The sequence below is a fragment of the Pedobacter miscanthi genome (assembly GCF_032678605.1).
Lineage (GTDB): Bacteria > Bacteroidota > Bacteroidia > Sphingobacteriales > Sphingobacteriaceae > Pedobacter > Pedobacter miscanthi_A.
Genome location: NZ_JAVTSU010000009.1, coordinates 181934 through 202243, shown reverse-complemented (window position 1 = coordinate 202243; position 20310 = coordinate 181934). Strand labels below are relative to the sequence as shown.

The window sequence follows — 20310 nt, the reverse complement described above, 5'->3', positions numbered from 1 at the left end:
TTATTTTAAAGGCTCTACATGGAACCAATCATATTCGGTAATTCCTGAGTCGTTTGTCTGAGTATCCCTGATGGCAAATATCCCTATTTTTGCACCGATCCATTGTCCGGCGGTAGCTTGAAATTCGTCTCCGGCATTGTTGAAACTTATTCCATCTTCACTGTAACTGAATTGGCATTTTGCCCCTGTAGAAACTTTTACACGAAGGTAAACTGAACCCGATTGTAGTTTGGCAATTTCTTTTTCATTTTCTGTTTTTCCTTTGTCGGCATTTTGACAAATACCATACACAAGATAAAATCCATCTTTTTTGCTTTTGATACTGACCTCGGCATAACTTCTTCCCATGATTACCAAACCCGTTTTTTCATTTTCCAGTTTAGGATTAGGTTTAAACAAAAGTTTTGTGGTTGCCGTAAATTCTTCTGCGGGGAATTTTTGCATTAACAAATTAGGTACATCCCACAGATTTTTCCCGTCATCAGGAATTTTCGAGGTATATAATTTTAACACACCTTTTGCTGCATCGGTAAATAACCAGGTAGGCTGCGGGTTGGCCTGCCATTGCCATTGCAAGCCCAATTGAGCAGTTTCAAACTCATCATCCTCTGCCGGCGTTTCAATCGGATAAATTTTGCCCACATTTGGCTTTTTATAAGTAGTAACGGGTTCGCCTTTTCCGTCGCCATCCGCATCCATTCCGATCACCGGCCAGTTGTTGATCCACTTCATGGGTTGCAGATGTACCACACGGCCATAGGCATCTTTATCCTGAAAATGGAGGAACCAGTCTTCGCCCGTTTGGGTATTTACCCAGGCACCCTGGTGCGGTCCGTTTATTGACGATTTACCCTGATCCATTGCTACTTTTCTTTCATATGGACCATAAATATTTTTACTTCTCAAAATGAGCTGCCAACCTGTAGAAACACCTCCAGCCGGAGCAAATAGATAGTAATAGCCATTGCGTTTGTAAAATTTTGGTCCTTCTATGGTGGGGTCGAGTTCATGTCCATCGTAAACAATACGGCCGGTTGCTGTTGCTTTTGAACCGTCAACAGTTAATGGCATAATCGCCAACACACTTTTAATACCTGCACGACTACCTGCATAAGCATAAGCCAGGTATGCTTTCCCATCTTCATCCCACAAGGGGCAGGGATCGATTAAGCCTTTACCTGCAACAACAAGATTTGGAGCAGACCACTCACCGGTTATGGTTTTTGCTTTGGTTAAATAAATGCCAAAATCGGGGTCGGGGTAATAAATGTAAAATTCGCCATTGTGGTAACGGATAGCAGGTGCCCAAACCCCATTGCCATGTTGTGTTTTTTCAAAATGCTCGAAAGGAGGCTGGCGTTTTAACGCGTGACCAATGATTTTCCAGTTCACCAGATCTTTTGAGTGTAAAATCGGCAACCCAGGGATCGCATCAAAACTGGAGGCGATCATATAAAAATCATCACCCACACGGATGGCATCAGGATCAGAATAATCGGCATTGATTACCGGATTTTTATAAGTTCCATTGCCCTGATCGGCAACCCAAACTTTAGAAACATATCGGTTATCTGGTTTTTGTTGAGCAAAGGCATTTATGCTGAGGCTTAAAAATAGGATTGAACTGTATAGATATTTCATCTTACAATGATGTTTGGTTAGTGCTAATTAAAAAAAACATGCCCGTCGTGAAATTAAGTTTCTTAAATAGTTCGTCACGTTGAGCCTGTCGAAACGTTTCATAATACGTTAAGGCAAATCCTTCAACAAGCTCAGGATGACAATTCTCTATTTATGATGAATAAGGCTGCTAACAAGATTAAGTCTTTTTTCTTTTTCAGGCAAGCTGATATTGTGCAATCGTTCCCGACATCGTTTGCAATGTTTAATCTGACAAAAACTTCTTTCGCTTCGATATTAATGTTTAAAATTGTTCATCATATATTTTTAAAACACGGCTGCGTTACGAAGTTTCTACTTTTACGTGGCCGATTTTAATTTAAGCCTAACCAAATTAATATGAAAGCAATCATTTTATTTTTCATTATTACCATTTCATCTACCGCTTATGCCCTGGATGTTAAGCCCGATTTCGTGGTGGCTGCAGATGGTAGCGGAAATTTTAAAACCGTACAGGAAGCCATCCATGCGGTGCCCGACTTCAGGAATAAAACAACGGTAATCTTTATCAAAAAAGGGATTTACAAGGAAAAACTGGTATTGGCGGCCTCCAAAAAGAATGTGAAATTTATTGGCGAGAGCTTAAACGAAACCATTTTAACTTATGATGATTTTGCCCAGAAGAAAAATGCTTTTGGCGAAGAAAAAGGTACTTCGGGTTCATCTAGCTTTTACATTTATGGCGAAGGTTTTTCTGCCGAGAATATCACTTTCGAAAATTCATCTGGTCCGGTGGGGCAAGCTGTGGCCGTTTGGGCTGGTGGCGATAAACTGATTTTTACCAATTGCAGGTTTTTGGGTTTTCAGGATACGCTTTATACTTATGGAGGCAGTAACCGCCAGTATTATAAAAACTGTTATATAGAGGGAACGGTCGATTTTATTTTCGGCGCTTCTACAGCCTGGTTCGAAAGTTGTACCATTTTTTGTAAAAAAGCGGGTTACATCACGGCCGCTTCAACTCCCGATACCACAAAATTTGGCTATGTACTCAACAAATGTAAAATAAAGGGAGATGCTGCTGTCAACAGTTTTTATCTGGGCCGCCCCTGGAGGCCTTATGCCAAAGTAGCTTACCTCAATTGCGAATTGCCTGATTTTATCCGCCCCGAAGGTTGGAATAACTGGGGTAAAGAAAGCAACGAAAAAACGGCCTACTATGCCGAATATAAAAGCACAGGAAAAGGTGCAAGCCCTCAAAACAGGGCCAATTGGTCGCACCAGTTAACTGATAATGAGTACAAGGCTTATATTTTGGAAAACGTTTTCCGTGGATGGAATCCGGAGGTAAAATAAGCTATTCAACTTGTTGGTATACAGTTGTTAAGCGCCTTTTGTGAGGCGCTTTTTTATTGGGGTTTCCGGTAACGATTGCATAGATTTCTCTTCTGTTTTAACTGCAAACAACGTACACTTGTTATTACAATAACCAAGTATAATTTAACAGCCCAAATAATGAAACATATTCCTGGTAGTTTATGCCATTTTAAAATAGCGCTCGCATGCTTATTTTTATCTTCTGCAACGGCTATGGCACAACAAAATCAAAGTTTACCCATTATCCAGCAGGTTAAATTTAAAAAAGATACCACGAGCATCGCCAGTTTTGGTGCAAAAGGAGATGGCATTACTTTAAATACCGAAAGCATAAATAAAACCATTGCCAGTGTAAGCCAAAAAGGCGGTGGTGTGGTGCTAATTCCCTCTGGTTTGTGGTTAACCGGGCCAATTGAACTAAAAAGCAATGTAAACCTGCATTTAAAACGTGATGCGATCCTTCAGTTTACCGCTGATTTTAATCAATATAAACTTGTTCAGGGAAATTGGGAAGGTCAACCCGCATGGCGAAACCAAAGTCCGATTTCGGGTGTTAACCTCGAAAATATAGCCATTACTGGAACCGGGATTATCGACGGGAACGGTGGAGCCTGGCGCATGGTTAAAAAAGATAAACTTACCGAAACACAGTGGAAAAACCTCGTTGCATCAGGCGGTATTGTAAAAGCTGATGGAAAAATGTGGTACCCATCAGAAAAAACGGTTAAAGGCTCGAACACTAAAAATGCGGGTGTAATTGAAGCAGGCAAAACTGCAGCAGATTATGATGACATTAAAGATTTCCTTCGTCCTAATTTATTGGTATTAACGGGTTGCAAAAAAGTGCTTTTAGAAGGCGTTACCTTTCAAAATTCGCCAGCCTGGAATTTACATCCATTGCTCTGCGAAGATTTAACGTTGAGGAATTTACAGGTAAAAAACCCCTGGTTTGCACAAAATGGCGATGGTGTTGATGTAGAATCATGCAAAAATGTATTAATTGAGGGCAGCACTTTTGATGTGGGTGATGATGGCATCTGCATCAAATCAGGTCGTGATGAAGCTGGCCGTAAACGTGGCGTAGCAACAGAAAATGTGATTGTAAGAAATAACATTGTTTACCATGCGCATGGCGGTTTTGTAATCGGCAGTGAAATGAGCGGCGGCGCTAAAAACATTTGGGTATACGATTGCTCTTTTATTGGTACCGATATCGGCCTCCGTTTTAAAACTACCCGCGGCCGTGGCGGTGTGGTAGAAAATATTTACATCAATAACATCAACATGATCGATATTCCCGGTGAAGCCATTTTGTTCGATATGTATTATGCCGCGGTTGATCCGGTTCCTTTGGCTGGAGAAAAACGCGAAGCCATTAAAACAGTTACTGTTCCGGTTACCGAAGCTACCCCGCAGTTCAGGAATTTTTACATCAAAGATGTGGTAGCCAATGGTGCCGAAAAGGCGATATTTTTCAGGGGATTACCTGAAATGAACATCAAAGATATCCACCTGGAAAACGTAACCATAAAAGCAAAAAAAGGCATCGAAATTATTGAGGCCGCAGGAATTTTTCTGAAGAACGTTAACGTAATTACCGATAATACCAGTCCGGTGGTGATGATCCGGAATGGTTCGAACATCAACATCAGCAACCTCACCTATCCGGTTAACAGTAAAGTTTTATTCGATGTTTCGGGAGAAAAATCCAAAGGTGTAAAAATCAGCGGAACGGATGTCTCTAAAGCAAAAACGGCTTCTCTTTTAGGTACAGAAGTAGATAAAAAAGCACTGGAAATTTCAAAATAATAAAAATGAAGAGATCAATTTTATATACAGCAGCTGCCCTCATCGGTTTTTCCATTTTAGCACAAAGTGGATTTGCTCAAAAGAAATTATCAGAACAGTTAACCTTAACTGCAATGGAAACCCTCTGGCAGGACACTACCGTTTTAAAAGGACCAAAGGGGCCGAGATGGAGTTATGATATGGGCGTGGTTTTGGAAGGTGCTGCTGCAGTTTGGCGCAATACAGGCGATGGAAAATATTTTAAATACATTCAAAGTTCGATGGATGCTTATTTAGATAAAGAAGGTAATATCACTACCTACAAACCAGATGATTTTAACATTGATAACATTAAAAACGGCCGCGCTTTGTTGCTGTTATATAAAGTTACCGGACAGCAAAAATACCTGCTGGCAGCGACTAAATTATACGATCAGCTGCAAAAACAGCCACGTACCAAAGAAGGTGGTTTTTGGCACAAGAAAATTTATCCAAACCAGATGTGGCTGGATGGTTTGTACATGGGCGAGCCGTTTTATGCAGAATATGCCAAACTGATGAAAAAGGATGCGGCTTTCGATGATATTGCCAAACAGTTTATCCTCATGGAAAAAAACTCCCGTGATGCTAAAACGGGATTACTTTACCACGGATACGATGAAAGCAGGACAGAACAATGGGCTGATAAAACAACCGGTAGGTCGGCAAATTTTTGGGGCAGGGCAATGGGCTGGTATATTATGGCATTAGTAGATGTGCTTGATAATTTCCCAACAGATCATCCGCAACGTAAAGAATTACTAGCCATTTTAAACCGTACCGCAACAGCTGCGGTAAAGTACCAGGATTCGAAATCGGGTGTTTGGTTTGATATTTTAGATCTGCCGACTAGAAAAGGGAATTATCTTGAAAGTTCGGCATCGAGCATGTTTGTATATGGTTTGGCTAAAGGCGTGCGTAATGGTTGGTTAGCGCCATCATTTATGGCTGCTGCAAATAAAGGTTATGCGGGTTTAAAGAAAGAATTTGTAGAAAAGGCAGCAGATGAAAGAATAAACCTGACCAAAACGGTTTCTGTATCAGGTTTGGGCGGAAAACCAAAATACCGTGATGGTAGTTTTGATTATTACATCAGCGAAAAGGTCATTACCAACGACCCGAAAGGCATGGGTGCATTTGTTTGTGCCGCTGCCGAAATGGAAGTTGATCAGCTACCAAAACCTGGAAAAGGTTTAACCGTTACCGTTGATAATTTCTTTAATAACGAGTACATCACAGGGCCAACAGGTGATAAAATCCCTTTCCATTACCTTTGGGATGAGGATGATAACAACGGTTTTTCATTATTCGGAAAAGTATTTAACGATGCTGGTGTAAAAACTGCTACTCTTAAAGTTGCACCAGGCACTGCTAATTTAAAAGGAACTAATATTTATATTATTGTAGATCCGGATACCGAAAAAGAAACGGCAAATCCGAATTTCATGAACGCCGCACACGCCAAACAGATTAGTGAGTGGGTAAAAGCAGGTGGTGTTTTGGTATTGCTCTTAAACGATGTGGGTAACTGCGAAATCTCGAAATTTAATGTACTGCCAGAAACGTTTGGCATCCATTTTAACGAAGATAGCAGAAACAAAGTGCAGGGGGCAAACTTTGAACAAGGTGCGGTAACAATGCCTGCAGGGAACTCTATTTTTAAAACGGCCAAAAAAGTATATATCAAAGAGATTTCGACCATTGTGGCGAAAAATCCGGCCGTTTCTGCATTAACTGATAAGGGAGATGTAATTGTTGCCACCGCTAAATATGGTAAAGGGACGGTTTTCGCGGTAGGCGATCCCTGGTTTTACAATGAATATATAGATGGCAGGAAATTGCCTGCAGACTTAGAAAATTTTAAAGCCACCAATGATCTGGTAAACTGGTTGATTAAGCAGGTGCCGGGGAAGAAGTAGAATTTAACCACTACTTGTCCCGATTATCGGGAGATGAAAAGGATGAACACAGATGGAATAATGGTTCGTGAAGACACGAACCACGGCGTAAAGGACTATAGGTATTAAAAAAAATTCCGTGTTAATCCGTGCATCCGTGGCAAACAATTACCATGGTAAATGAAAAAAAGAAAATTGGTGGTCTGTGAGGACACGGACCACGGAACAAACAAAATGATGAAAATAAAAATATTGTTAACCTTATTGTGTGGCACTTTATTACTATCCTGCTACGCACAGCAGCCAACCGATTCTACGGCAGATAAAATGCTCGTTTACCAATTGGGCAATGGTGGCTGGCCAAAACAACTGGAAGATAAAAGTGTGGTAAACTACGGTGCTGCCTTAACACCAGAATTACTGGCCAAAATAAAAGCCACTAAAGATTTGCATGCCACCTTCGATAATAAAGCCACCAGCAGAGAGGTGCTTTACCTGGTTAAAGCTTATAAAAAAACACAAAATAAAACTTATTTAAGCGCGGCTGAAAAAGGTTTGGATTATATTTTGTCGGCCCAGTATGCAAATGGTGGCTGGCCACAATATTATCCGGATAAAGCTTTGTACCGTTCGGAAATTACTTATAACGATGATGCAATGATCAATGTACTCAACATTTTGCAAGACATTGCCACACAAACAAATGATTTCGAAGTGGTTAACCCCGCCTATATTAAAAAAGCAGAAAAAGCGGTGGCAAAAGGCATCGAGTGTATTTTAAAAACACAGGTAAAACAAAATGGAACCTTAACCATCTGGGCGGCTCAGTATGATAAAGATTCGATGTTACCTGCAAAAGCAAGGGCATTCGAACCGGCTTCGTTAAGTACAAGTGAATCGGCAGGAATTATTCGTTTTTTAATGCGGATGAAAAATCCATCACAGGCAGAAAAAAATGCGATAGCTGCAGCGGTAAAATGGTTCGATACCTATAAAATTGCAGGTTACCGTTTCGATAGACCAAGCGATCCTAAAACCAATATTAAAACAGCGGCTTTGATTGCTGATGATACAGCCAATACCTGGGCACGTTTTTACGACCTCGATAAAAACACCCCGATTTTCGGCGATCGAGACAATACCATCAAAACAAAATTAGAAGAATTAAGTCCCGAAAGGCGCAACGGTTATGCCTGGTACGGCAACTGGGGGCAGAAATTAATCGAAAAAGAATACCCCAAGTGGTTAACCACAAACGGCAAATAAATAAAATATAACTCGTTAACAGGAAATTATAAATCTCACTTGGTGCCTTCGTGCCTGGGTGGTCAAATAACATTACCAATGATTTTAAACAAAGAAAATCTAAAAAACATTAATGGCGATAAGGTTACAAAACCAACTGCCGAAATTTTAGCCTTGCCCGAAAAGGTAATTCAGTTTGGAACGGGTGTTTTATTGCGTGGCCTGCCTGATTATTTTATCGATAAGGCCAATCAAAAAGGTGTTTTTAACGGCCGGGTTTTGGTGGTTAAATCAACTTCAAGGGGTGGCTCAGATGAATTTGCAAAACAGGATAATCTGTACACCCTTTGCGTAAAAGGTATTGAAGATGGTGTGAGTGTGGAAGAAAATACCATCAACGCTTCTATCAGTCGGGTTTTATCCGCTTCGCAGGATTGGACAGAAATTTTAAAGGCCGCTCATCAGCCCGAAATGCAGGTGGTAATTTCGAACACCACCGAAGTAGGTATTGTGAAAAGTGAGGATAAAATTACCGATAACCCACCACAATCATACCCGGGCAAATTGTTGGCTTTCCTGCACGAAAGATATAAAGCTTTTAATGGTTCTGCCGAAAGCGGAATGGTGATCGTACCTACAGAACTCATCAGCGATAATGCCGATAAACTGAAAGAAATTTTATTGGAACTTGCCATCCAGAACAAGTTGGGCTGGGATTTCGAAAACTGGTTAAAAACCGCCAACCATTTTTGTAAAACTTTGGTCGACAGGATCGTGCCTGGAAAACTTCCGGCCGCTGAACAAAAAGCCATCGAAAACGATCTGGGTTACGGAGATGAACTGATGATTATGGCAGAACCTTTCAGGCTTTGGGCTATTGAATCATCAAGCGAAAAAGTGAAAGAAATTTTATCTTTCGAAAAGGCAGATAAAGGAATTTTCATTGTTCCGTCCATCGATAAATTTAAAGAATTAAAACTCCGTCTACTTAACGGCACACATACCATTAGCTGCGGATTGGCCATTTTAGCTGGTTTTAATACCGTAAAAGAAGCAATGGCTGATGAAGATTTTGCCAACAATGTGCTAAAACTGATGAAGGAAGAAATTGCGCCGGCTGTGGTAAACGAAGATATCACCTACGAAGAAGCCATTGCTTTTGCCGATAGCGTAATCGACCGTTTCAGCAATCCTTTTTTAGAACACCAGTGGCAAGCCATTACGCTAAATTTTACTTCTAAAATGAAGATGCGTAACATGCCGCTGATTAGAAAGTATTACGCCTTAAAAAATGAAGTCCCCCAGCTTACCGCTTTGGGAGTTGCCGCCTACATCCTTTTTATGAACGTAAACAAAGATGGCGATGTTTATACGGCTAAAGCAAACGGAAAAACTTACCCGGTACAGGATGAATTTGCCGAAATTTTATTCGAATATTGGAGAAATCCTGAAACTGTTGTAGATAATACCCTCGGCGATAGACGCCTTTGGGATAAAAACCTGAACAATTATCCAGGCTTTAACGAGGCCGTAAAATCTTACGTAGAATTATTACAAAATAAGGGTGCAAAAGAAACTTTAAGTAACTTGCATCCAGAAAGAACAATTTAAAATGGTGACTAGAATTTTAAAAATCCATCCCAACGATAATGTGCTTGTTGCCCTGCAAAACCTGGCAAAAGGCGAAACCATTATCCACGACGGACAGGAATATACTTTGCAGGATGATATCCAGGCCAAGCATAAGTTTTTTATGCAGGATATGAATGCCGGCGATCACATTATTATGTATGGTGTACTGGTTGGTAAAGCGCAGCATTTCATCTTAAAAGGTGGCTTGATGGATACCGAAAATACCAAACATGCTTCAGACCCATATGAATTTCGCCCGTATCATTACGAGTGGCATGCACCTGATGTTTCTAAATTTGAAGGCAGAACTTTTAACGGTTATATCCGTAACGATGGCCGTGTAGGAACAGCAAATTATTGGTTGTTTATCCCAACCGTTTTTTGCGAAAACCGAAATTTAGATGTCATCCGTGAAGCTTTACATAACGAGCTGGGTTATGCCGTTACCGATAAATACAAATCGTACGCCCACCAGTTGGTAGAGGCGTATAAAAATGGCGAAATCTTAGAAGAAGCCGATCCAAATTCTATCGGATTGGCCAACCCATCGGCTAACCGTGTTTTTAAAAATGTAGATGGCATTAAATTCCTGAACCATCAGGGCGGCTGCGGCGGTACCCGTCAGGATGCAGCCGTTTTGAGCAAATTATTGGCCGCTTATGCCGATCACCCTAATGTGGCCGGTGTAACGGTATTAAGTTTGGGTTGCCAGAATTTGCAGGTTAAAGATTTTATGGACGATTTAAAATTACGTAGTCCGAATTTCGATAAACCTTTATTTGTTTTTGAGCAACAGCAATCGCAAAGCGAAGAACAGTTGGTTAAAGAAGCCATCCGTAAAACCTTTATCGGTTTAACCGAAATCAATAAAATTGAGCGCCAGCCCGCACCATTAAGTAAATTGGTTTTGGGCGTTAAATGTGGTGGTAGTGATGGTTTTAGTGGCATCAGTGCCAATCCGGCTGTAGGTTATACCTCCGATTTATTGGTGGCATTAGGTGGAACAGTGCTGCTTGCTGAGTTCCCAGAGCTTTGTGGTGCCGAACAACAGCTAATCGACCGTACCAAAGATGAAACCGCGGCTCGTAAGTTTATTCAGTTGATGACGGCTTATAATCAGGCCGCAGAAAACGTTGGTTCCGGATTTTTCATGAATCCATCGCCTGGAAATATCAAAGATGGCTTGATTACGGATGCTATTAAAAGTACAGGTGCAGCAAAAAAAGGTGGTACATCACCTGTAGAAGATGTTTTGGATTATACCGAACCCGCAACTAAACCCGGTTTAAATTTAGTTTGTACACCCGGAAACGATGTGGAGGCTACTACCGGAAAGGCAGCAGCGGGCGCAACCTTAATCTTGTTTACCACAGGGCTGGGAACACCAACGGGAAATCCGGTTTGCCCCACCATTAAGGTTTCCACCAATAATGCCTTAACCAAACGCATGGGCGATATCATCGATATCAACTGCGGCCCGGTAATAGAGGGTGAAAAAACAATCGAACAAATGGGCGAAGATATTTTGGAATATTGTATTAAAGCAGCTAGCGGAGAAGTAATTCCTAAAGCGGTTTTACTTAACCAGGATGATTTTATTCCATGGAAACGGGGCGTGAGTCTTTAGTTTGGAGTTTTTAGTCCGGAGTTGGGAGTTTTGGGTGCAGAGAAAAGTCTAAAGTCTTTAAGCGAAAAACATAAATTGAGTTTCAATCTGTGAAGGCGCAGACCGTGGATAAATAAAAAATGAATAGATGAGCGTTTTGATCATCCAATCGCCGTGGTTTGTGTCCTCACAAACCACTAAACGATAAAACATAAATTGAGTTCCAATCTGTGAAGGCGCAGACCGGGGATAAATAAAAAAAGAATAGATGAGCGTTTTGATCATCCAATCGCCGTGGTTTGTGTCCTCACAAACCACTAAGCGAAACATAAATTGAGTTCCGATCTGTGAGGGCATAGACCGGGGATAAAAGACCACTAATAAATAAAAAATGAATCGATAGTCGTTTTGATCATGTCAAATCTATTATCTAATGTCTCAAATCACATAACATGAAACCTTTTTTAGACGAAAATTTTCTTTTGCAAAGTAAAACAGCAGAAAAGCTTTACCACAATTTTGCAAAACCATTGCCGATTATAGATTACCATAATCACCTTATTCCGGAGCAGATTGCCAATAACACCCAATTTGCCAATATGAGCCAGGTTTGGCTTGCTGGCGACCATTACAAATGGAGGGCCATGCGTGCCAATGGTGTTGATGAAAAATACATTACCGGTGTAGGATCAGATTATGAAAAATTTGAGAAGTGGGCAGAAACCGTTCCTTATACCCTGCGCAATCCGCTTTACCACTGGACACATCTTGAGCTTCAACGTTATTTCGGTGTAACCGATTTATTATCTGGCAAAACCGCACAGAAAATTTATGACGAATGTTCTGCAAAATTGCAAACACCAGAATATTCAGTACGTGGTTTGTTGGCCAAAATGAATGTAGAAGCCGTTTGTACTACTGATGATCCGTTGGATAGCTTAAACTTCCACCAGCAATTGGCAAGAGAAGGTGCAAACCTGAAAATGTTACCTGCTTTCCGTCCGGATAAAGCGATGAACAGTGACGATATTGAAGGTTTAAACGAATATATAAACAAATTAGAAAGTGTTGTAGATAAAACCATCAGCAGCTTTCAGGATTATATCGATGCCTTAAAAAGCCGTCACGATTACTTTGCCGATAATGGCTGTTCGGTTTCCGATCATGGTTTGGAGCAGATTTATGCCGAAGATTATACCGATGTTGAAATTTCATCCATCTTTGATAAAATCCGTAGTAAACAAGGTATTTCTTACCAGGAGAACCTGAAATTTAAATCGGCCATGCTGGTTTATTTTGCAGAATGGGACCATGAAAAAGGATGGGTGCAACAATATCACCTTGGTGCATTACGCAACAACAACGCCCGGATGTTGAGGCAATTAGGCCCTGATACCGGTTGGGATTCAATCGGCGATTTTAGCCAGGCGCGGATGCTCTCTAAATTTTTGAACCGTTTAGATAACCAGGATAAACTAGCCAAAACCATTATTTACAACCTTAACCCTGCCGATAACGAATTAATTGCAACCATGATCGGTAACTTTAACGATGGGTCTGTTGCAGGTAAAGTACAGTTTGGCTCAGCGTGGTGGTTCCTGGATCAGAAAGATGGCATGATCAAACAATTAAACGCACTATCCAACATGGGGCTTTTAAGCCGTTTGGTGGGTATGCTTACCGATTCGCGCAGTTTTCTTTCTTTTCCCCGTCACGAATATTTCAGAAGGATTGTTTGTAACCTCTTTGGAGAAGACATTGAGAATGGCGAATTGCCTAACGACCTGGAGTGGGTTGGCAAAATTGTTCAGGATATTTCGTACTTTAACGCAAAAAATTACTTTAAATTTTAACCAAAATAAGGCTTTAAAGAGGTATTTCGTTGGAAATAAATCATTTCAATCGTTTTCCTTCCATTTTCATACCGTTGCAGAAAACAGCATGAAATACGCCGATGATATATAAAAATGAGCACCCAAATATTCGCTTCATCAAAAAAAGGAAAAAAAGTTTTAAGCTTTGGTGAAATACTTTTACGCATCTGTCCGGATATGGACGGCCAATGGCTAAAAGAAAATAAATTACCGTTTTATGTGGGTGGAGCAGAGCTGAATGTAGCCACTGCACTGGCCCTTTGGGATGTTCCTTCCGCCTATTTATCGGCAGTGCCCGATAATTCGGTAACCCGCGAAGTTGTAGATTATCTGGATGCACGGAACATTGATACTACACCAATGGTTTACCACGGTGAGCGTTTAGGCTTGTATTATCTTCCGAAAGGGAAAGACCTTAAAAATGCAGGAGTAATTTACGATCGGGCAAATTCTGCTTATGCCGATTTAAAGGTTGGACAGATTAACTGGGATGAAGTTTTTGAGGAGGTGAGCTGGTTTCATTTCAGTGCCATATGTCCTGCCATTAATCAATCTATTGCTGATGTTTGCCTGGAAGCTTTAAAAGCTGCAAGCGCAAGGAACATTACCATTTCACTGGATTTGAATTACCGTGCAAAACTTTGGAAATACGGTAAAGATCCGATCGATGTTTTACCTGAACTGGCGCAATATTGTACGCTGATTATGGGTAATGTTTGGGCGGCCAATAAAATGCTGGGTACTGCATTGCACGAAGATTTATTGCCAACTGAGGGTTATGCAAAAGAAACGTTACTGCAGCAGGCAGCCGATACCTCTAAAGAAATACTAAGTTTGTTTCCGGCATGTAAAGCGGTTGCCAATACTTTCAGATTCGATCATGGTAAGGGCATCAGGTATTATACTGCCATTTACACTGAGGGAGAATTAACCGTATCTGAAGAATATGTATCGGATGAAATTTTAGATAAAGTAGGCAGTGGTGATTGTTTTATGGCTGGCCTGATTTACGGTTTTTACAACCAGCTATCAGCCAAAGAAACTTTAAACTTTGCCACAGCGGCAGCATACGATAAATTATACATTCCAAGTGATGGTACAACCAGTACAGTAGCAGATATAGAAAAAAGAATAATACGCAATGATTAGCAACAAGCACAAAATTTTAGATGCCATTTTAGAGCAGGGCATGTTACCCCTTTTTTATCAGGATAGCGAAGCGGGTAGTGTAGAAATATTACGCACTTTGTATAAAGCTGGTGTTCGTGTTTTCGAATATACCAACCGTGGAAAATCTGCTTTGCCAAACTTTAAAAAGTTAAAAGAAGTACGTGATGCCGAAATGCCCGATCTTTATTTAGGTATCGGAACGATTAAAACTCCTGCAGATGCACATGCTTTTATCGAAGCTGGAACTGATTTTATTGTTGCCCCGATTGTAAACCCTGCAGTGGCCGAAATTGCCAACAAAATTGGTATGCTGTGGATCCCAGGCTGTATGACGCCGACCGAAATTAGCGTGGCACAAGAACACAAAGCCATGTTGATCAAAATTTTTCCAGCTAACATTTTAGGGCCTGAATTTATTTCATCAATTAAAGATCTTTTTGCCGGACAGCTATTTATGCCAACTGGTGGTGTAGAAATTAATGCCGATAATTTAAAAACCTGGTTTAAAGCAGGTGTTTGTGCCGTTGGTATGGGGAGCAAATTGATTAGCAAAGAAGTAATGAGCAAAGGCCTTTACGAGGAGTTATTCGACAATACAAAATTAGCGCTTGATCTGATTCAGCAAAGCAAATAAAAATTTAACACACCCTAACCAAATGAACCAACCCAAAACAAGCAAATATAGATGGACCATCTGTTTGCTGTTATTTCTAGCCACTACGATAAATTATTTAGACAGGCAGGTACTTTCTTTAACCTGGACGGATTTTATTAAACCAGAGTTTCATTGGGACAATAACGACTATGGAAATATAACAGCGCTGTTCTCTATTTTTTATGCCATATCGATGCTTTTTGCAGGTCGTTTAGTTGATAAACTGGATACTAAAAAAGGCTTTTTATGGGCAATAGGTGTTTGGTCTGTTGGTGCCTGTTTACATGCTTTTTGTGGTATTGCAACCGCAGGGATCATTAATGGCAACTGGTTTGTAAGTTTTGAAGGCGCTAAAGAAATCATTGCCCGTGTTAACGATACCGGGATGGTGGTTTCAGTGAGTGTTACCTTATTTATTTTTGCCCGTTTTGTATTGGCAGTTGGAGAAGCTGGAAATTTTCCGGCGGCAATTAAAGCTACGGCAGAATATTTCCCTAAAAAAGACCGGGCATTTGCCACCAGTATTTTTAATGCTGGTGCCACTGTTGGAGCACTTGCGGCACCCATTACCATTCCTTTTATTGCCAAAGCTTATGGCTGGGAAATGGCTTTCATTATCATCGGTGCATTGGGTTTTTTATGGATGGGATTATGGGTATTCGTTTATAACAAGCCAGAATTGCATAAAAGAGTGAGTGCCGAAGAATTGGCCTATATCCAACAGGATGTGATCAACGATCGAAAATTAGCCGATTATGTTGAAGAAACTAAAGAGAAAGTTTCATTTGTTGATTGTTTTAAATATAAACAAACCTGGGCTTTTGCTTTTGGTAAATTTATGACAGATGGCGTGTGGTGGTTCTTTTTATTCTGGACACCAGCCTACCTAAAATCTGTTTACGGAATGGATTCTACACAAAGTGCGCTTCCGTTATTTGTACTTTATATGATTACTTTACTATCCATTGTTGGCGGATGGTTACCAACCTATTTCGTTGATAAAAAAGGTATGAATCCTTATGAAGGAAGGATGAGGGCCATGTTGATCTTTGCATTCTTCCCGCTTTTGGCCCTGGCAGCACAACCTTTAGGGCACATTACCTATTGGATTCCGGTAATCATTATCGGTATTGCAGGTGCTGCCCACCAGGCATGGTCGGCCAATATATTTTCTACTGTGGGCGATATGTTCCCTAAAAAAGCCATTGCAACCATTACCGGTATTGGCGGTATGGCAGGCGGTATAGGCGCTTTCATCATCAATAAAGGCTCTGGTTTACTGTTCGATTATACCGGCAAAAACCAGATCGTTTTTATGGGTTTTAAAGGTGAAGAAGCCGGATATTTCATTATCTTTTCCATCTGTGCGGTATGTTATTTAATCGGCTGGACAGTAATGAAAACTTTAGTTCCAAAATATAAAGTAATCGAATTAAAATAATTGCAGATTTAATACGCAGGTAAAGTTAAATTATCTGCGTATTGATATATTTGCAACAAGGTTAATCTATACTTAAACCATAGATTAACACAATTATAAACCCCTAACAACCAACCCAAATTGAGTACACCTCTAAACCTCGAAAGTATTTTCGTTGAAGAGAGCCAGATTCCAGATGAATTTAGGCTCACGGAAGAAATCAATCAAAAGGAGTTTCTTTCAAATGGAGAAATGAAACCGTGGAACGGACCATTTAACGAAGTGTTTTCTCCAGTATGCGTAAAAACCCCCGAAGGTTTGAAACGAAAGCGTATCGGTAGTTTTCCGGTATGTACAGAAAAAGAATCGACAGAAGCTTTAGATGCTGCTGTAGCCGCTTATGACAATGGTCGTGGACAATGGCCAACCATGAGTGTTGCCGACCGCATCCGCTGCGTCGAAAACTTTACGCACAAAATGCTTGAGCAAAAAGAAATTGTTGCGAAATTGATTATGTGGGAAATCGGTAAATCTTATGCCGATTCAGTAAAGGAATTCGACCGTACGGTAGAGTACATTTATGCAACCATCGATGCATTGAAGGATATCGACAGACAGTCTTCACGTTTCGAAATAGAGCAGGGAATTGTAGCCCAGGTGCGCCGTTCTCCGCTTGGGGTGGTACTTTGTATGGGGCCGTTTAATTATCCTTTAAACGAGACTTTTACAACGCTTATTCCGGCTTTGATTATGGGCAACACACTTTTATTCAAACCACCTAAACACGGTACTTTGTTACACTATCCTTTGTTGGAGGCTTTCCGTTCTAGTTTCCCTAAAGGTGTGGTGAATACCATTTATGGCCGTGGTAATACGATTGTTCCGGGTTTAATGAAATCTGGTAAAATCAATGTGCTTACTTTAATCGGTTCGAGTAAAGTAGCCAACGAACTCAAAAAACTACACCCTAAAGTAAACCGTTTAAGGGCAATTTTAGGTTTAGATGCCAAAAATGCAGCGATCATCACCAAAGATGCAGACCTGGATTTAGCGGTTTCTGAAACCGTTTTAGGTTCGCTTTCTTTTAATGGACAACGTTGTACAGCGATTAAAATCGTGTATGTACACCGCAGTTTGGCACAGGAATTTTTAAAACGTCTATCTGCAGAAGTAGAAAAACTGAAATTCGGCATGCCTTGGGAAAAAGGTGTAAACCTTACACCATTACCAGAGTTGAACAAACCGGAATATTTAAAAGAATGTATTGATGATGCCGTTTCGCATGGTGCAAAAGTGGTAAACAAAAATGGAGGCCAAACCTTAGAAACCTTTGTGTATCCTGCGATCGTTTATCCGGTAAACAGCAACATGAAATTATACCGCGAAGAACAGTTTGGTCCGATTGTGCCAGTTGTGCCTTTTGATGATCTGGAAGAACCTATCGAGTATTTAATCGGTTCGCCACATGGCCAGCAGGTGAGTATTTTTAGCAACAATGCTGCAGTAATTTCTTCGTTAATCGATCCTTTGGTTAACCAGGTAAGCCGCGTAAATATCAATTGCCAATGTCAGCGTGGACCAGATGTATTCCCTTTCACCGGTCGTAAAGACAGTGCCGAAGGAACGCTTTCTGTAGTGGATGCCTTGCGTTCATTCTCGATTCGCTCATTGGTGGCTACTAAATTTACAGAGGACAATAAAAAGTTATTGAATGAAATTGTTAGAGGAGATGATTCGAACTTCTTAAGTACGAAGTATATTTTTTAACGAATAGTTTATAAGAACCAAGCCGCAAAAACATGGATGTTAATCTGTGGGTTTGCGGCTTTTTTGTTTTTCTGTCATTCTGAACGCAGTGAAGAATCCCTAGCCTATGAAATACTGCACCTGATCGATTCGTTATTTAATTTAGGATCATTTAAAAGATCCTTCACTGCGTTCAGGATGACAAACTATTTTAGCTTTAACTCCAAGGTCGGTGCCTCACCAACCTGTCCGAAACATTACCCTTCATAGCCCTCGTTTATAACGAGGATTAGCGAGATTCGCATTTGTAATGCGGTAAGAGCAATTAATGGCGATACAATCGCCTTTCTCGTGCATCCCGATTGCAAATCGGGACGATAAGCGCATTTAGACACCCAACTCAGCGTACTTTGTGAATTTCTCTGTGCTCTCTGCGGTAAAAACAGAAATGACTCTATTTTTTACTTCAAACTCTTCGCTAAACTCAACTTCAACTCCTTAATCCCTTTCACTACCAAGCCAGCAACCTGTTTTGCTCCCTCCGGACTTAAATGCGTATCATCTTTCTTGCCGTTTGGGTAATTTACATTTCCCGAATCCACATGGTTAAATAGCTTAATCGAAGGCTCATCCCCCAAACGGGTTAATAAACTTTCTGTTTTGGCAAGCATATCAATTAAGGGCACATTTAACGAGTCGGCCACCTGGCGGGTAGCGCGTGGGTAATCGCCGTGAGAATCGATTAAAATACCATTTTTAAAACTTCTGCGCGAGATTGGCGTCAATAAAACCGGAAAAGCTTTTTTGCTTCTGGTTTCTTTTACATAATTAACCAAATTGGTTTTAAAATCAGCTAAAGAAACGCCAATGGTTGGTTTATCAATTTTCTCATCATTATGCCCAAATTCTATAAAAACATAATCACCAGGATTTAATTGCGCTAAAATGGGATCCCAGCGTTTTTCTGCACGAAACGATTTGGTACTGCGTCCGTTTAAAGCCCGGTTATCAACAGTAACATCAGGTTTAAAAAAAGATTGCAAAACCATGCCCCAACCCGTTTCCGGATAAGCTTTTTCTTCTTTGTTCGCTGCGGTAGAATCGCCAATGATGTAGAGTTTTGTTTTCTTCTGGACAAAAGTAAAGGAGAATAAAATCGCTAAAGCCCCTGCCGCAAAAATTTTAAAGAGATTTCTTTTCATCTGTTCAATTAATTTGTAATTGGATTCCATTGATCTGCTCCACCCAATATATTTTTTAAAGTATAATTTTTAGCCTCTTTATCAGTCAGTTGTTTTGTCCAGGCTAATCTTGTTTTGGGCGATGCGCCTGCACCTGTATTCTTATATTCAGCATAAAGGACCGTAAGCTCTTTATCCGGAAACATCGCGTCGCCTTTCCAAGGATTCCAACCTAGAGGCAGAATGTGTTTCCCTAAATCACAGTTTAAAAACACTGTTTTTGCGTAAGGTCGCCATGGCCGGCCCAAAAAAGCTTTCGTTACAGAAGAGTCGGCAATAAGCTTACAATTTAGAAAAACAAATCCGAATTTCTGTTGTGCGGAGGTAGAGGCTGCTGTAACATAAGAATCGCTTAAATTTTTGACCGTACAATCCTGAAAAACAACGGTAGCCTTGCCAAAAATAAAATCAGTTGTGCCCTCTATGTAACAATTCTGATAATATTGACGGCTATTTTCAACGGCAGCATAAAGTGTATCCTGATTGCCCAGAAACCTGCAGTTTTTTGCTGTAAAACGATCGCCTTCTACATGTAGGGCAACAGCTTGCCCAACACGGCCTGCAGCATTGATTATTGTTAAATTTTCGAGGTGAGTATCATTTCCCTGAACCAATACGCTAAATGAAGTATAGGTACTAAATTTAGCATTGCCAAACATATCTTTGCCTGCCAGATTTGACTTTCCTGAATAATCATCGAAAGTAATAATGGTCTTTTCGAGGTCCTCCCCAATAATTGAAATCCTGATTTTCCAGGATGGGATAATCAGCTTTTCTTTATAGGTGCCCTTTTTAACATAGATTTTAACCTCTTTTTCCCCTAAATCCCTTACCGAATTTACGGCCTCCTGAATGGTTTTATAGTTCGCATTGCCATCTTTCGAAACAGTAATTGTAGATGGATATTCGGGATCCTGAGCATTGGCGTAAATAAAGGGTATGATATTTAAAAGGAGGAGGGTAATCAGTTTATAGCAGGGTATTTTTTTCATTTTGGTT

Annotated in this window: 14 protein-coding genes; 11 read left to right on the top strand and 3 right to left on the bottom strand. The window is 40.5% G+C overall.

The window, feature by feature from the left end:
- Positions 1–1641 carry a glycoside hydrolase 43 family protein gene (locus R2R28_RS15135; RefSeq protein ID WP_316826525.1) on the bottom strand — a complete coding sequence of 547 codons (1641 nt, stop codon included), beginning with the start codon at positions 1639–1641 and terminating at the stop codon, positions 1–3.
- Positions 1642–2019: 378 nt separating this feature from the next.
- On the opposite strand from R2R28_RS15135, the gene R2R28_RS15130 reads away from it, so the two are divergent.
- From R2R28_RS15130 to R2R28_RS15080, 11 genes are all read left to right on the top strand, one after another.
- Positions 2020–2976, top strand: coding sequence for a pectinesterase family protein (locus R2R28_RS15130; RefSeq protein WP_316826524.1), 957 nt, complete (start codon positions 2020–2022; stop codon positions 2974–2976).
- Positions 2977–3135: 159 nt separating this feature from the next.
- Positions 3136–4806, top strand: coding sequence for a glycoside hydrolase family 28 protein (locus R2R28_RS15125; protein WP_316826523.1), 1671 nt, complete (start codon positions 3136–3138; stop codon positions 4804–4806).
- A 5-nt stretch (positions 4807–4811) separates the two neighbouring features.
- Entirely contained in the window at positions 4812–6743 is a 1932-nt protein-coding gene (locus R2R28_RS15120) for a glycoside hydrolase family 88 protein (RefSeq protein WP_316826522.1), read from the top strand.
- Positions 6744–6902: 159 nt separating this feature from the next.
- Positions 6903–7988: a pectate lyase gene (pelA, locus tag R2R28_RS15115; protein WP_316826521.1), complete on the top strand. Its 1086-nt coding sequence runs from the start codon at positions 6903–6905 to the stop codon at positions 7986–7988.
- Positions 7989–8066: 78 nt separating this feature from the next.
- A complete protein-coding gene (locus R2R28_RS15110; RefSeq protein ID WP_316826520.1) occupies positions 8067–9578 on the top strand; it encodes a tagaturonate reductase in 1512 nt (503 codons plus the stop codon).
- A gap of 1 nt (position 9579) precedes the next feature.
- Positions 9580–11226 carry an altronate dehydratase family protein gene (locus R2R28_RS15105; RefSeq protein ID WP_316826519.1) on the top strand — a complete coding sequence of 549 codons (1647 nt, stop codon included), beginning with the start codon at positions 9580–9582 and terminating at the stop codon, positions 11224–11226.
- A 431-nt stretch (positions 11227–11657) separates the two neighbouring features.
- The gene (gene uxaC, locus R2R28_RS15100) at positions 11658–13058 is read left to right on the top strand and encodes a glucuronate isomerase (RefSeq protein ID WP_316826518.1); all 1401 of its coding nucleotides are present in this window, start codon (positions 11658–11660) and stop codon (positions 13056–13058) included.
- 114 nt (positions 13059–13172) lie between these two features.
- A complete protein-coding gene (locus R2R28_RS15095) occupies positions 13173–14228 on the top strand; it encodes a sugar kinase (RefSeq protein WP_316826517.1) in 1056 nt (351 codons plus the stop codon).
- Positions 14221–14883, top strand: a complete 663-nt coding sequence (locus R2R28_RS15090) for a bifunctional 4-hydroxy-2-oxoglutarate aldolase/2-dehydro-3-deoxy-phosphogluconate aldolase (RefSeq protein WP_316826516.1) — start codon at positions 14221–14223, stop codon at positions 14881–14883. Before R2R28_RS15095 ends, R2R28_RS15090 begins: the two co-directional genes overlap by 8 nt.
- Positions 14884–14905: 22 nt before the next feature.
- A complete protein-coding gene (locus R2R28_RS15085) occupies positions 14906–16345 on the top strand; it encodes an MFS transporter (protein WP_316826515.1) in 1440 nt (479 codons plus the stop codon).
- Between the two features lie 120 nt (positions 16346–16465).
- A complete protein-coding gene (locus tag R2R28_RS15080) occupies positions 16466–18091 on the top strand; it encodes an NADP-dependent glyceraldehyde-3-phosphate dehydrogenase (RefSeq protein ID WP_316826514.1) in 1626 nt (541 codons plus the stop codon).
- 440 nt (positions 18092–18531) lie between these two features.
- Here the strand turns inward: R2R28_RS15080 and R2R28_RS15075 are convergent, their stop codons facing one another.
- Both R2R28_RS15075 and R2R28_RS15070 read right to left on the bottom strand, forming a co-directional pair.
- Positions 18532–19272: a rhamnogalacturonan acetylesterase gene (locus tag R2R28_RS15075; protein ID WP_316826513.1), complete on the bottom strand. Its 741-nt coding sequence runs from the start codon at positions 19270–19272 to the stop codon at positions 18532–18534.
- Between the two features lie 8 nt (positions 19273–19280).
- Entirely contained in the window at positions 19281–20303 is a 1023-nt protein-coding gene (locus R2R28_RS15070) for a pectinesterase family protein (protein ID WP_316826512.1), read from the bottom strand.
- Between the last annotated feature and the right edge of the window lie 7 nt (positions 20304–20310).

What these genes read in the sequence shown, in the direction of transcription:
- R2R28_RS15070 (WP_316826512.1), bottom strand. Translation starts at nt 20,303, where the DNA reads ATGAAAAAAATACCCTGCTATAAACTGATTACCCTCCTCCTTTTAAAT.
- uxaC (WP_316826518.1), top strand. Translation starts at nt 11,658, where the DNA reads ATGAAACCTTTTTTAGACGAAAATTTTCTTTTGCAAAGTAAAACAGCA.
- R2R28_RS15110 (WP_316826520.1), top strand. Translation starts at nt 8,067, where the DNA reads ATGATTTTAAACAAAGAAAATCTAAAAAACATTAATGGCGATAAGGTT.
- R2R28_RS15120 (WP_316826522.1), top strand. Translation starts at nt 4,812, where the DNA reads ATGAAGAGATCAATTTTATATACAGCAGCTGCCCTCATCGGTTTTTCC.
- pelA (WP_316826521.1), top strand. Translation starts at nt 6,903, where the DNA reads ATGAAAAAAAGAAAATTGGTGGTCTGTGAGGACACGGACCACGGAACA.
- R2R28_RS15130 (WP_316826524.1), top strand. Translation starts at nt 2,020, where the DNA reads ATGAAAGCAATCATTTTATTTTTCATTATTACCATTTCATCTACCGCT.
- R2R28_RS15090 (WP_316826516.1), top strand. Translation starts at nt 14,221, where the DNA reads ATGATTAGCAACAAGCACAAAATTTTAGATGCCATTTTAGAGCAGGGC.
- R2R28_RS15105 (WP_316826519.1), top strand. Translation starts at nt 9,580, where the DNA reads ATGGTGACTAGAATTTTAAAAATCCATCCCAACGATAATGTGCTTGTT.
- R2R28_RS15135 (WP_316826525.1), bottom strand. Translation starts at nt 1,641, where the DNA reads ATGAAATATCTATACAGTTCAATCCTATTTTTAAGCCTCAGCATAAAT.
- R2R28_RS15075 (WP_316826513.1), bottom strand. Translation starts at nt 19,272, where the DNA reads ATGAAAAGAAATCTCTTTAAAATTTTTGCGGCAGGGGCTTTAGCGATT.
- R2R28_RS15085 (WP_316826515.1), top strand. Translation starts at nt 14,906, where the DNA reads ATGAACCAACCCAAAACAAGCAAATATAGATGGACCATCTGTTTGCTG.
- R2R28_RS15095 (WP_316826517.1), top strand. Translation starts at nt 13,173, where the DNA reads ATGAGCACCCAAATATTCGCTTCATCAAAAAAAGGAAAAAAAGTTTTA.
- R2R28_RS15125 (WP_316826523.1), top strand. Translation starts at nt 3,136, where the DNA reads ATGAAACATATTCCTGGTAGTTTATGCCATTTTAAAATAGCGCTCGCA.